The sequence below is a fragment of the Kutzneria buriramensis genome (assembly GCF_003387475.1).
Taxonomy (GTDB): Bacteria; Actinomycetota; Actinomycetes; order Mycobacteriales; family Pseudonocardiaceae; genus Kutzneria; species Kutzneria buriramensis.
The window spans coordinates 163570-175927 of record NZ_QUNO01000014.1 but is presented as its reverse complement, the minus strand read 5'-3'; the positions used below and the strand labels follow the sequence as shown (position 1 = coordinate 175927).

Genomic DNA, 12358 nt, shown 5'->3' with positions numbered 1-12358 from the left:
GGTCACCCACCGTGTCCACATCGGGGCGATGACAGGAAAGTGTCAGCGACCGGCGCCGCAGGCCACGGGCCCCAGCGCCTCGTTCTTCAGCGCCCCCAAGCCGGTGTGCAGGTAGTACGCCCAGTAACCGAGGTTGTCACCGTAGCGGCTGCGCAGCTTCTGGTTGTCGTAGCCCTCCCCGTACACCTTCGCGGTCGCGTCGGCGAACGCCGGCATGTCCAGCGGCACGAAGTCCATCCGCCCGAGCCCGCGCAGCAGGATCGCGGCGGCCGAGAACTCGCCGACGCCCTTGATGCCGCGCAGCGCCTTGGTGGCCTGGGTGTAGGACGCGGTGCGCAGGTAGTCCTCGCCGATGTCCAGCAGTCCCTCGACGAGGCTGGCCAGGTACTCCGCCTTGCGCGCGTTCTTGACGATCGAGATCCAGTCGCTCACGTCCAGCGGCCGCAGGTCGGTGAGCTCCGGGAACGCCTGGAACTCCAGCCCGTCGTAGCTGATCTTGCGGCCGAACATCTGGGTGATGCGGCGCTTGAGCGAGGTCGAGACGTTCTTCGGGGTGCGCTGGGACAGCACCGCCCAGACGCCGATCTCGGCCACCGTCAGGAACCGGACCTGGTGCAGCCCCCACAGCGCCTTGACCAGCCGCGCGTAGTCGGGGTGGTCGCCGGCGGCCTGGGCGTAGAACTCGGACAGGTCGTCGGACAGGCTCAGGTAGCCGTCGATCTTGTCCAGCACCGCGGCCCGCAGCCCGGCGGAGATGGGACGGTCGGAGTGCAGGTCGTAGTCGACGCCGCCCTCGGTCGGCGTCACCCGGAACACGACGGCCTGGCCGCCGATGGCGATGGCCTTGGTCAGCGTGTCCTCGGTCATGATCTGGTCGCCGCGGCAGGCGCCGAAGCCCTGGAGAAAGCGGATCGACGTGCGCAGATCGAACGGCTGGGCCGCCGGCAGCACGCCGGAGACGCTGGTCGGGGTGATCGTGCTGGCGGTCATCGCGGGCTCCCTCGGTTGTCGTCTGGCCCGACGGTAGGACCCATATAGGTCAGAACATGTCCCACATCGGTGGCATATTTGTCGGCATGACGGACACGCCGGCCCGACTGCTCACCCTGCTGTCGCTGCTCCAGACGCCACGCGAGTGGCCGGGCAGCGAGCTGGCCGAGCGGCTCGGGGTGAGCGCCCGCACCATCCGGCGCGACATCGACCGGCTGCGCGACCTGGGCTATCCCGTCGAGGCCACGATGGGCGCGATCGGCGGATATCGCCTGGTCGCGGGCCAGGCGATGCCGCCGCTGCTGCTGGACGACGAGGAGGCGGTGGCCATCGCCGTCGGCCTGCGCACGGCCGCCGGGCACGCGGTGGACGGCATCGAGGAGGCCTCCGTACGGGCCCTGGCCAAGCTGCTCCACGTGCTGCCCTCCCGGCTGCGGCACCGGGTGGGGGCGCTGAACGCGGCCACCGAGCCGCTGCTGGGCAGCGGCGGGCCGACCGTCGACCCGGACGAGCTGGCGGCCATCGCGATGGCCGTGTCCAACCATGAGCGGCTGCGGTTCCGCTATCAGGCGGCCGACGGCAGCGGCACCAGCCGGCTGGTCGAGCCGCAGCGGCTCGTGTCGACCAAGCGGAAGTGGTACCTGGTCGCGTGGGACAACGAGCGGTCGGACTGGCGGATCTTCCGCGTGGACCGGATGCGGGACTCGCAACTCACCGGCGCCAGGTTCACGCCGCGCGAGCTGCCGGCCAAGGACGCGGCGGCGTACGTGGCGAGCAAACTGTTCGAGCGAGCCCCGACGTACCGCGCGGTGGCGACGCTGCACGCGCCCCTCGACGAAATCCGCCGGCGGATGGGCGGCGCGAAGGCCGACCTGGAAGTCGTCGACGAGCACAGCTGTCGGCTGCGCACCCGCGCCGACTCGTTGGAGTGGATCGGGTTCCGGCTGGCGATGCTGGGCTGCGACTTCGAGGTGCACGAGCCGCCGGAGCTGGCGGAGTACCTGCGGGGCCTGGGCCGACGCGTGATCAGGGCCGCGGGCGAGCCGGAGGACGTACAACTTCAGTCGTAGCGGCATGACGCTTTGCACCCAAACTGTGCAGGCGCGCTGGCTGCGCTCGTCCTCGCGTCCCTACCCTCGAGATATCGGGGATATTTGTGACGTCGGAGGAGGAACCGTGACCGCGATGCAGTCCGCGCACGCCATCGACGAGGAGACCCTGAACCTGTACCGGCTGACGCTGCGCTACGACACGCTGGACAGCGAGCTCGTCGCCCGCGAGGCCGACATCCCGCAGGACCGCGCCGCCGACGCGCTGGCCCGGCTGCACGCGGCCCGGCTGATCCAGCCGGTCGGCGCGGGCGGGCATTTCCGCCCCACGTCGCCGGAATGGGCCGAGGCGGAGCTGCTGACCCCGGTGCTCGCCGAGCTGTACGCGAAGCAGCGGTTCATCGAGGAGACCAGGAAGACGTTGCAGGGCCTGGGAACCGTGTACCGCGAGGCGCGCGGGAACGCGCCGCTGAGCGAGGACTTCACGTTCCTGCCGCCGGGCGAGTCCGTGCCGGCCGCGTGCTACCGGCTGATCCAGGAGTGCTCCTCGGAGTTCGCCGCCACGCACCTGAGCACCACCGCCGTCGGCGATGTGCTGCCGGGCGAGCTGGAGATGGCGCGGCGGGGCATCGGCGTACGGACCCTGGTGCAGCACAGCGCGTTGTCCAAGCTGACGGTTCAGTCCTACGTGAACAAGCTGACCGGGGCCGGCGGCGAGGTGCGTGCCCTGCCGCAGCTGTGGTTCCGGATGGCGATCTTCGACCGCCGCGCGGTTCTGGTGTCGGCCTGCCCCGGCGACGAGCCGGCGGCCGGTGCGGTGCTGGTGCGCAACCCGATGGTGGTGACCAGGGTGCACGAGATGTTCGAGCACCTGTGGGGCACCGCCACGTCCGATATGGACAGTGACGGCGGGCGGGGCGAGCTGGCGTCGTCGCAGCTGCGCAGCGCCGTGGCGCAGATGCTGGCCAGCGGCTGCACCGACGAGGTGTCCGCCCGGCGGCTGGGCATGTCGCTGCGGACGTACCGGCGGCACGTGGCGGCGCTGATGGTGGAACTCGGCGCCCGCACCCGCTTCCAGGCCGGCCTGATGGTCCGCGACGCAGGGCTGCTCGCCTAGGCACAACCCAGCACCAGACCGAATGCGCGAAACCGGCAGACAAGCATCTGCCGGTTTCGCGCATTCGGTCTGTCTGTGAGCGCGACTCGCGCAAAAACGCAGGTCCCGGGTGGGGGAGCCCGGGACCTGCGTCATGGCGAGGGTCAGGCGACGGGTTCGGCCGCCGGCTTGACCTTCTTGGGCAGGGCGAACATCAGGGCGAAGGCGAGGACCAGGCCGGCGGCAACCCACCAGAGGCCGTGGCTGAACGCGGTGCTGTACGCCGCGGCCCGGGTCGGGCTGGTCGGGGCGACGTTGCCGACGGCGCCGAAGAAGGCCACCGACACCAGGCCCAGGCCGAAGGCCCAGCCGATCTGCTGCACGGTGCTGATCAGGCCGGACGCGGAGCCGGAGTGCTCGGCCGGCACGTCCGACAGGATCGCGTCGGTGATGGGCGAGATGATCAGGCCCATGCCGAAGCCCATCACCAGCAGCGCCGGGATCATCTCCCAGGTGGTGATCCCGGTGCCGATGCCGTTGACCAGCAGCATGTAGACCAGCACGCCGACGGTCATCACCAGCGCCCCGGCCTGGAGCACCTTGCGGCCGAACTTGGGCACCAGCACCGCGACCGACACGCCGGCCGCGCCGCCGACGGCGATCGAGAACGGCACGGCGGTCAGGCCGGCCTGGAGGGTGTCCCAGCCGAGGCCGGTCTGCATGTACAGCGTCCAGATCAGGAAGAAGATGCCGGTGGTGGCGCCGAAGACCAGCTGCACGCCGATGCCGGCGGCGAAGCTCTTGATCCGGAACAGCGAGAGCTCCACCAGCGGCGAGCCGCTGCGGCGCATCTTGGCCCGCTCGAAGGCGATGAAGCCGATGAACACGACCACGCCGGCGACCATCGACGCGAACGTCCACAGTGGCCACCCGAGCTGCTCGCCCTGGGTCAGCGGGAAGAGCACCAGCAGCAGGCCGACGGTGGCCAGCACGGTGCCGACGACGTCGATGCGCAAGGCGTTGGGGCTGCGGGACTCGGTGATGAACCTGGCGCCCAGCAGCAGGCCGGCGACGCCGATCGGCAGGTTCACCAGGAAGATCGGCCGCCACTCGAGGCCGAACAGGTTCCACTGGGTCAGCAGCGCGCCCAGCAGCGGGCCGGCGACCGCGCCGAGGCCGACCATGGCCCCGTACATGCCGAACACCTTGCCGCGCTCCTCGGCCGGGAACGTGACGTGGATGATCGACAGCACCTGCGGCACCATCATCGCGCCGGCCGCGCCCTGGAGAATGCGCGAGGCCACCAGCATGTCGGGGCTGACCGCGAGTCCGCACAGCGCGGAGGCGACGGTGAAGCCGCCGATGCCGAGCAGGAACAGGCGCTTGCGGCCGAAGATGTCGCCGAGTCGTCCGCCGGTGATCAGGCCGAGCGCGAACGCCAGCGCGTAGCCGCCGGTGATCCACTGGACCGCGCTGAACGAGGCTCCGGTGTCGCGTTGGATGCTGGGCACGGCGATGTTGACGATGGTGACGTCGACCAGGTCCATGAAGGCGGCGGTCATCACCACCGCGAGGGCGAGCCACCGGCGGCTGTCGGCCGCGGCGGGCGCTGTGGGAACCACAGCGGTGGGGGCGATGGTCATCCGTCTCTACCTTTCCTGCGCTTCGAGTGGAGCGGCGTTGACGCTAGCTCCGATGTAGGCCAGTTCCCGTCCTAGTTCCGGCACGGGTTTCGCGGGAACGACCCGGCGCGGCCACCACATGGCCTCCCCCAGGTCCAGGGTCAGCGCGGTGACCAGCACCGAGCGGACCACGAAGGTGTCGATCAGCACGCCGACCGCGACGGTGAAGCCGAGTTCCGCGGCGAACACCATCGGCAGCGACGCCATGGCGGCGAACGTGCCGGCCAGCACCAGGCCGGCCGAGGTGATCACGCCGCCGGTCGCCGTCAGGCCGGTCAGCGCGCCCCGCCTGGTGCCCAAGCGGCGGGATTCCTCCCGCACCCTGGTGACCAGGAAGATGTTGTAGTCCACGCCGAGCGCCACGAGGAACGTGAACGCCTGCAACGGGAACGCGGCGTCCATGCCGCCGAAGTGGAACACGTGGTCGAACACCACCGTGCTGATGCCCATGGTGGCGGCGAAGGACAGCACCACCGTGCCCACCAGCACCAGCGGCGCCACCAGCGACCGCAGCAACAGCACCAGGATCGCCAGCACCACCAGCAGGATCGCGGGAATCACCACCCACGAGTCCCGCGCGGCGCCGTCCTGCATGTCCAGCGTGATCGCCGAACCGCCGCCGACCTCCGCCTCCGCGCCCAAGATGGCGTGCACGACGTCGCGCACCTGCTGCGCGGTCGCCAGCGACTCCGGGCTGTCGGTCGCCGCGCGCGGGGTCGCCATGATGAACGACTTGCCATCCTTGGCATCCAGCTGCACGACCGTGGCGATGGTGGGCAGCAGCGACAGCGTCAGTCGCACATTGTCCGAAGTGGACGAGTTCACCACGACACAGATCGGGTTACCCGCGCCGGCCGGGAAGTGCTGCGTCTGAAGCTGTTCGCCGGCGACGGCCTCGGTGGTCTTGGTGAACTGGTCGTCCTGCGGGATGCCCTCGGCGTGCATGCCGATCATGCCCAGCGCGAACGACCCGAGCACGATCGCCGTGCCGATCCAGGTCAGCCGGGGCTTGCGGGCCACCACCTTGCCGACGCGCGACCACACGCCCTCACGGGCCGGCGGCAGCGAGCCGAACGTGGGCCGGACAGGCCAGAAGATCCAGCGGCCGCAGATCACCAGCAGCGCCGGCATCAGCGTCATCATCGCCAGCAGGGCGACGACGATGCCGACGGCGCACACCGGGCCCAGGCCGCTGGTGGAGTTGAGGGTGGCCAGCAGCAGCACCAGCAGGCTGATCGCGACCGTCGCCGCGCTGGCGATGATCGCCGGGCCGGAGCGGCGCAGCGCCTGCGCCATCGCCTCGTGCCGGTCCACGTGCAGCCGCAGCTCCTCCCGGTAGCGGGCGACGAGCAGCAGCGCGTAGTCCGTGGCGGCGCCGAACACCAGCACGCTCAGGATGAAGCTGCTCTGCGAGTTCACGACGATGCCGGCGTAGCGGGCCAGCACCGCGATCACCGCCTCCGACGTGAACACGGCCACCACCGCGGTGATCACCGGCAACAGCCACAGCGTCGGGCTTCGGTACGTGAACAGCAGGATGGCGACGACCACGATCACCGCAATGATCATCAGCAGGTCGGCGTCGCCGAAAGCCTTGCCGGAGTCCGAGGCGTAGCCGCCGGGACCGGTGACATGGCTGACCAGACCGCCGGCGTCCGTGCCGGCGATGGCGTTCAGCTTGTCGACGACCTTGGCGATGCCGGTCCAGCCGGACTCGCCGACCCGCACCGGCACGATGGTCGCGACGGCCTTGAGGTCGTCGGACACCAGAGGCAGCTGCACCTTGCCGGTCACATCGGGAACCTGCTGGAACAGCACGGCGTCCGCGTTGACCTTCTTCAGGTCGGCCGGGGTTAGGCCGCTGGGCCGCGCGTAGACGACGATCGTCGGCATGGTGTCGCCGGCCTCGAACTTGTTGGCGGCGGCGAGGAACTTCGCCGACTCCGACGAACTCGGCAGCCACGCCGAGATGTCGTTCTTCTGCACCGAACCGAGCATGCCGGCCAGCGAGAACGCCGGCACGAGCAGCGCGATCCAGGCGACCAGCACGACCCACTTGGCCCGGCGGCCCCCGGGCAGGGCGACGATTCTGCGGAACACGACTCAGCCCTCCTCAAGTGTGGTAGACGTCGATGTGCCAACTGCCGTCGGCGTTGTCGACCGTGCGGATGTGCCATTCCACCGTGATCGGAATGCCGTTGATGATCACGTAGAAATCGGCGGCCACGGCGACGCTCTTGGTGCCGTCGCCGGTGTGCGAGGACCAGTCCTTCAACGCGTCGTACGCCAAACCGCCGTAATCGCAGGTTCCCCCGGTGGCCCACACGGTTGCGCCGTCGTAGCGCAGGCCGAAGTCGAAACCGGCGTGCCAGGCGTCGCAGCTGTACGCGGAACACAGCCGCACGGACCGGGACGTCTTGGTCGACGTGAAGGTGGCGATGTTGACGCAGTCGGTCTCCGGTACGCCATCCGGGTATTTCTTGTGCAGGAAGTCGCATTCCGCGGTGGAACCCGTGTAGCGGACGCTGGTCGTGCCGACCGCCGGCGCGTCCGCATTCACGATGAGCTTGCCGGCCAACGGCGAAGTCTGGCCGACGATGCTGTTGCCGACCGGAGCGGCGGGCGCTTTCGCGGTCCCGCCCAGGAATGCCGTTGACACGCCGAGTGCGACGACCGCCGTGGCCACCGCCAGCATGCCGGCTGTGCGTACTCGGGACACTGTCGTATTCCTTTCCTTCCCGGCACGATCAAGTCTGCCCAGCCCGGTGATCACCGGGAAGGCGCTGGAACTGGCACCCTTTTGCCTGGCAGTTTCCTGCCATCGGCGCTCACCACCAGGCGCTGGCCGCCTGCCGCCAGCACCCCGGCCCCGCCTCGGGCCGCGCCGGCTCGGCCGGCACGGTTCCCTGTTCCACCAGGGCGCAGAACGCTCGGACCAGAGCCGAGATCTCCTCGTCGCTCACGGTCTCACCGACCAGTGGTAGAACTGCTCGGCCATGGCGTCGCGCGGGGAGCGCCAGGTCTGCGGGTCGTACGGCTTGATGTGGTGCGACAGCTTGTCGTTGACGTCGACGAACAGCTCGTGACCACGCACGTCCTCGACCCGCTGCGGGCCGTGCTCGTCGGTCTCGAACAGGTGGAAGTACAGGCCCTGGTAGCGGAACAGCTGGCGGCGGGTGACGCCGACCAGCCCCGGCAGGTCGGTGCGGTCCGACTCGGTGAAGATGTCGGCGACCTGCCCGGCCGCGTCCGGCGTCATCCGGGCGACGATGAGCGTGGTGGTCATGACGGCCTCCGATCAGGTGGGGATGAGCTGCTTCATGGGGGGACGGGCGACGGACCAGCGGGCGCGGATCGGGCGTTCCACGAACGTGTAGAGCAGCCAGGCCAAGCCCAGGCTGACCAGCAGATCGATGGCGATGATGCCGAAGGACGCCGGGATGCTGAACAGCTTTCCGCTGCGCAGCACGGTGCCGCCGCCGAAGACCACGATGCCGTGCACCAGGTAGAAGGAGTACGACATGTCGCCGAGCTTGGCCCAGATCTTGCCGCGCAACAGGGAGCGCCGGTTGTGCACGTCGGTCGCCGCGGCCGCGGTGACCAGCAGCGCGGCCGGCAGGATCTCCACGAACGCCAGCTCGTAGGTGAACGGCAGCAGCAGGCCGACCGCGGCGGCGCCCAGGTAGATGCCGATCGCCGGCAGCAGGCCGAGGTTGATCCAGCGGCCGGTCTTGAGGATCCGGCACATGATCATGCCGAGCACGAAGTCCAGCATCCGGGTGGGCGGGGCGGTGTAGACCATCCAGAACTGGGTCATGCCGATCGGCGAGGCGAACGGGAACTGGGGCGTGCCGGGCACCAGGAAGTTGGAGATCGTGGTGATGGCCAGCACGGCGCCCACGATGCCGCCGACCCACCACCACAGCCTGCTCGGCGCGATCCTGTTGACACCCTTGAGGATCACCGGGAACAGCAGGTAGAACGGGATCTCGCAGGCCAGCGACCAGGTGGAGCCGTTGAGCGCGGCCCAGATGTCGTAGCGCGGGATCCAGGACTGCACCAGGAAGATGTTCGGCAGCAGCTGCCACAGCGTCGCACCGGTGCCCAGCAGGCAGATCAGCATGGTGACCAGGTGGCCCGGGTAGATGCGGACCAGCCGGCGGCGCAGGAAGCCGCGGTAGCTGTCGGTGGGCTTGGCCAGCCAGGTCAGCAGGAAGCCGCTGAGCACGAAGAAGAACGAGACGCAGCCGAACGCGGCGACCCGGAACACGGCCTCGAAGGTGTCGCCGAAGGCCACGTCCGCGAACGGGTTCACGCCCGGCAGCGGCAGCAGGGAGTGGTCCATGAACACGGTCAGCGACGCGAACGCCCGCAGGCCGGGCAGCGTCGTCAGCCGCAGCTTGGCCGGCTTCGCCGCCGGCGGCGGCCCGGCAGAAGTCGGCTCGGAAGGAGTCGGGCCCGCGGTTGCGGGGATCGTGGAGGTCATCGCACGGCTCGTTTCCGTTGGGGGTTTGCGTCAGGCGACCGCGCGCAGCCGGTCCTCGGTCAGGCCGAGCAGGCGGACGGCGTTGCCGGTCAGGATGTCGTTGGTGTCCTGCGTGGACAGATCGAGATCGGTGACCGTGCGCACCAGGTCGGCCACCTCGTGGGGCAGCGGCGGGGTGTCGGTGCCGAACAGCACGTGGTCCGCGCCGAACACGGACACGTTGGCGCGCAGCGCATGCGTGCTGTGCGACGCCGTGTCCACCCAGATCTGCGAGAAGTAGCTGCTGGGCTTGCGGGGCAGCGCGGGCTTGCCGGCCGCCGCCCAGTGCCGCGGCGAGTGCGCGAGGTCCAGCCGGTCGGCCAGCAGGGCCAGCGCCCCGCCGCCGGTGGCCGCGATCACCCGCAGGTTCGGGTCGTGCTCGAACCGCCCGCCCATGATCAGCGTGGCCAGGCTCAGGTGCACGTCGGTGAACCGGCCCAGCTGCTCCACCAGCCCGAAGTGGGTCAGCGCCGGCGAGCCGACCGGCTCGGCCGGCGGGTGCAGCATGATCGGCACGTCCGCCTCCGCGGCCAGCGCGAAGAAGCCATCCGCGCCCGGGTCGTCCAGGAACCGCCCACGCACCGACGTGTTCACGATGAAGCCGACGAACTCGGGACGGCGCACCAGTTCCGCGGCGGCAGCGAGTTCGGCGTCCGTGCCGAACGGGTTGACGTAGGCGTACGCGAGCAGGTGCCCGGCGTGCGCCCGAACCGTCTCGCCCATCCAGTCGTGGAAGGCCGCCAGCTTGTCCGCGGGCTGGGCGTAGTTGTCCAGGCCGGGAATTCTTGTCATGGTGCCGAAGCCGACCGGGCTGCCGACCACCGTCAGTCCGATGCCGGCCGCGAGCTTGCGCTCGATCATGCCGTCGATGTCGCCCAGGCTGGGCGGCATCGGGTACTTGGCCAGCAGCTCCGGCGCGGTCACGTGGCCGTGCACGTCGATGATCACGATGACACCGCCGGCACGCTCGTCCGCACCACGGCGACCGCGTCCAGGTGCCCGAGGCCATCCGCCACGCCCTGCCGGAACAGCTCGCCGGAGGCGGCGGTCACCGGCGCGTCGACGCCGTTGGCCGTGGCCAGGTCGGTGGCCAGCCGCAGGTCCTTGTCCATCAGGTCCAGGCGGAAGGCGGCCGGCTCCAGCCGGCCGGCATTGACCAGCATGCAGCGAAAGGCCACCACCGGCGAGCTGTACCCGCTGCCGCCCAGCACGTTGAGCACGGTGGCCCGGTCGAGGCCGGCGGCCGCGCCGATGTCCACCGCCTCGGCCAGGCCGGCCAGTTGGACGCCGAGGAACAGGTTCAGCGCGATCTTCATCTGCGCGCCGGATCCCCACTCCCCCAGCACGTTCACGTCCTTGCCGATGCTCTCCAGCAACGGCCGCGCGGCGTCGACGTACGCCTGCGGCCCGCCGACGAGCACCCGCAGCTGGCCGGAACGGGCGTGGTGCGGGTTGCCCAACACACGGGCCTCGACGAACCGCAGGCCCGCCCTCTCGGCCCGGTCACCGATCTCCTGTGCCGACTCGGCCGACGTCGTGCTGGTGTCCAACACCAGCGCCCCCGCCGGCAGGGCTTCCGCGGCGCCGTCCGGTCCGAAAAGGACTATGGTCACGGCGTCCGCGTGCGCCAGGCTGACCAGCACCGCATCGGCGCCGCGGGCCGCCTCGGCCGGCGTGCCGGCCGCGACGGCGCCGCGCTCCACCAGCGGCGACAACTTCTCCGTGCTGCGGTTCCAGACCCGCAGCCGGTGGCCCTCGTCCAACAGCCGCTCGGCCATGCCGGCGCCCATCGCGCCGGTGCCCAGGACGGCGATCGTCGAAGTCATAGCGGATTTCCTCCTCAGGAGCTGGCTGTCACGCCGCCGTCGACGTACAACACCTGGCCGGTGACGAAGCTGGCCTGCGGCGACGCGAAGAACGTCACGGCGGCGGCCACCTCGTCGGGGCGGGCGAAGCGGCAGGCCGGGATGCGGCGGATCATCATCGCGGTGAACTGGTTGTCCACCCCGGCGGTCAGCCCGGTCGGCACGAAGCCGGGGGCGACCGCGTTGACCGTGATGCCATGCGCCGCCCACTCCGTGCTGAGCTGCTTGACGAGCAGGTTCACGCCTGCCTTGGACGCCCCGTACGCGGAGAACCCGCGCCGGCCGCCGAACTCGCTGCGGGTGGAGGAAAGCAGCACGATCCGGCCCGGCCGGCCGGCGTCGACCATCTCCCGGCCGACCGCCTGCGCCAGCCAGAAGCTGCCGGACAGGTTGATGCCGAGCACCCGGTCCCACTCATGCACCGAGACGTCCAGCGCCGGCCCGTGCGCGTCGATCGCGGCCAGGTTGACCAGCACGTCGATGTCGCCCAGGTCCTCGGTCACGTCGGCGACGAGCTTGTCCACAGTGGACTTGTCGGCCAGGTCCACGGTGTACGGGAAGGCCCGCACACCCTCCTCGCGCAGTTCCTTGCAGGCCAGCTCGGCGCTGCTCGGCGTGCGGCCGGCGATCGCGATAGTGACGCCCTCGGCGCCCAACTGGTCGCAGACCGCCCGCCCGATGCCGCCGTAGCCGCCGACGACCAGCGCAACCCGGTCAGACATCGGCCAACTCCTCGTCGTGTCGCCGGCTGAGGATGCAGCGCATGCTGGCCGAGGCGAAGAACGCGGCCGTCTTCTCCGGGGTGGACATGTCCCGCTCCACCTCCAGGTACTGGTCCAGCGCCCGCTCCAGGTCCCGAACCTCCTGCTGCTGCCCCATGTGCTTGGCGACGTCGATGAACTCGCCGTCGAACTCGATCACCCGCACGACGGTGTTCTGCCGCATGAAGACCGAGGTTCTCCTGAGCAGACCGACGACTTCGCCGCTGGCGTTGCGCACGGTGTGGTCAGGCCGACCACTGCGCTCGAACAGCCGGATCACCTCGGCCTCGGTCCCACGCTTGACGTTCCAGGTCAGTGCCCACTGCTGTGACATCTGTGTTCCCTTCGCTTTCGGAGTCGTCCCAGAAGTACGGGTCCGGCAGTCCGAGC

General features: G+C 70.1%; 13 protein-coding genes. 2 read left to right on the top strand and 11 right to left on the bottom strand.

What is annotated here, in order from left to right; translation table 11 throughout:
- Positions 1-42 precede the first annotated feature (42 nt).
- The gene (locus BCF44_RS36155; RefSeq protein WP_116178970.1) at positions 43-990 is read right to left on the bottom strand and encodes a DNA-3-methyladenine glycosylase family protein; all 948 of its coding nucleotides are present in this window, start codon (positions 988-990) and stop codon (positions 43-45) included.
- 86 nt (positions 991-1076) lie between these two features.
- On the opposite strand from BCF44_RS36155, the gene BCF44_RS36150 reads away from it, so the two are divergent.
- Both BCF44_RS36150 and BCF44_RS36145 read left to right on the top strand, forming a co-directional pair.
- Positions 1077-2060: a helix-turn-helix transcriptional regulator gene (locus tag BCF44_RS36150; RefSeq protein ID WP_116178969.1), complete on the top strand. Its 984-nt coding sequence runs from the start codon at positions 1077-1079 to the stop codon at positions 2058-2060.
- A 106-nt stretch (positions 2061-2166) separates the two neighbouring features.
- Positions 2167-3156 (top strand): helix-turn-helix domain-containing protein, encoded by a 990-nt coding sequence (locus BCF44_RS36145; RefSeq protein WP_116178968.1) that lies wholly within the window; start codon positions 2167-2169, stop codon positions 3154-3156.
- A 143-nt stretch (positions 3157-3299) separates the two neighbouring features.
- Here BCF44_RS36145 and BCF44_RS36140 read toward each other — a convergent pair whose 3' ends face one another.
- The 10 genes from BCF44_RS36140 to BCF44_RS36100 form a co-directional block, all read right to left on the bottom strand.
- Entirely contained in the window at positions 3300-4778 is a 1479-nt protein-coding gene (locus BCF44_RS36140; protein WP_116178967.1) for an MFS transporter, read from the bottom strand.
- Between the two features lie 6 nt (positions 4779-4784).
- Positions 4785-6917, bottom strand: a complete 2133-nt coding sequence (locus BCF44_RS36135) for an MMPL family transporter (RefSeq protein ID WP_211353369.1) — start codon at positions 6915-6917, stop codon at positions 4785-4787.
- A gap of 13 nt (positions 6918-6930) precedes the next feature.
- A complete protein-coding gene (locus tag BCF44_RS36130; protein WP_147328762.1) occupies positions 6931-7536 on the bottom strand; it encodes a hypothetical protein in 606 nt (201 codons plus the stop codon).
- A gap of 109 nt (positions 7537-7645) precedes the next feature.
- Complete coding sequence (locus tag BCF44_RS58710) at positions 7646-7780, bottom strand: hypothetical protein (protein WP_281283180.1); 135 nt, start codon at positions 7778-7780, stop codon at positions 7646-7648.
- Complete coding sequence (locus BCF44_RS36125; protein WP_116178965.1) at positions 7777-8103, bottom strand: TcmI family type II polyketide cyclase; 327 nt, start codon at positions 8101-8103, stop codon at positions 7777-7779. The genes BCF44_RS58710 and BCF44_RS36125 overlap by 4 nt, the downstream gene beginning before the upstream one ends.
- 12 nt (positions 8104-8115) lie before the next feature.
- Entirely contained in the window at positions 8116-9303 is a 1188-nt protein-coding gene (locus BCF44_RS36120) for an acyltransferase family protein (protein WP_116178964.1), read from the bottom strand.
- A gap of 30 nt (positions 9304-9333) precedes the next feature.
- Positions 9334-10290, bottom strand: coding sequence for an amidohydrolase family protein (locus BCF44_RS36115; protein WP_246015974.1), 957 nt, complete (start codon positions 10288-10290; stop codon positions 9334-9336).
- Complete coding sequence (locus BCF44_RS36110) at positions 10287-11168, bottom strand: NAD(P)-dependent oxidoreductase (protein WP_116178963.1); 882 nt, start codon at positions 11166-11168, stop codon at positions 10287-10289. The genes BCF44_RS36115 and BCF44_RS36110 overlap by 4 nt, the downstream gene beginning before the upstream one ends.
- Before the next feature lie 14 nt (positions 11169-11182).
- A complete protein-coding gene (locus BCF44_RS36105) occupies positions 11183-11929 on the bottom strand; it encodes an SDR family NAD(P)-dependent oxidoreductase (protein WP_116178962.1) in 747 nt (248 codons plus the stop codon).
- Positions 11922-12302, bottom strand: coding sequence for a SchA/CurD-like domain-containing protein (locus BCF44_RS36100; RefSeq protein ID WP_116178961.1), 381 nt, complete (start codon positions 12300-12302; stop codon positions 11922-11924). Before BCF44_RS36100 ends, BCF44_RS36105 begins: the two co-directional genes overlap by 8 nt.
- Positions 12303-12358: the final 56 nt, after the last annotated feature.

Excerpts from the sequence above, each read along its gene's own strand:
- BCF44_RS36155 (WP_116178970.1), bottom strand. The coding sequence starts at position 990 with ATGACCGCCAGCACGATCACCCCGACCAGCGTCTCCGGCGTGCTGCCG.
- BCF44_RS36150 (WP_116178969.1), top strand. The coding sequence starts at position 1,077 with ATGACGGACACGCCGGCCCGACTGCTCACCCTGCTGTCGCTGCTCCAG.
- BCF44_RS36140 (WP_116178967.1), bottom strand. The coding sequence starts at position 4,778 with ATGACCATCGCCCCCACCGCTGTGGTTCCCACAGCGCCCGCCGCGGCC.
- BCF44_RS36125 (WP_116178965.1), bottom strand. The coding sequence starts at position 8,103 with ATGACCACCACGCTCATCGTCGCCCGGATGACGCCGGACGCGGCCGGG.
- BCF44_RS36120 (WP_116178964.1), bottom strand. The coding sequence starts at position 9,303 with ATGACCTCCACGATCCCCGCAACCGCGGGCCCGACTCCTTCCGAGCCG.
- BCF44_RS36110 (WP_116178963.1), bottom strand. The coding sequence starts at position 11,168 with ATGACTTCGACGATCGCCGTCCTGGGCACCGGCGCGATGGGCGCCGGC.
- BCF44_RS36105 (WP_116178962.1), bottom strand. The coding sequence starts at position 11,929 with ATGTCTGACCGGGTTGCGCTGGTCGTCGGCGGCTACGGCGGCATCGGG.
- BCF44_RS36100 (WP_116178961.1), bottom strand. The coding sequence starts at position 12,302 with ATGTCACAGCAGTGGGCACTGACCTGGAACGTCAAGCGTGGGACCGAG.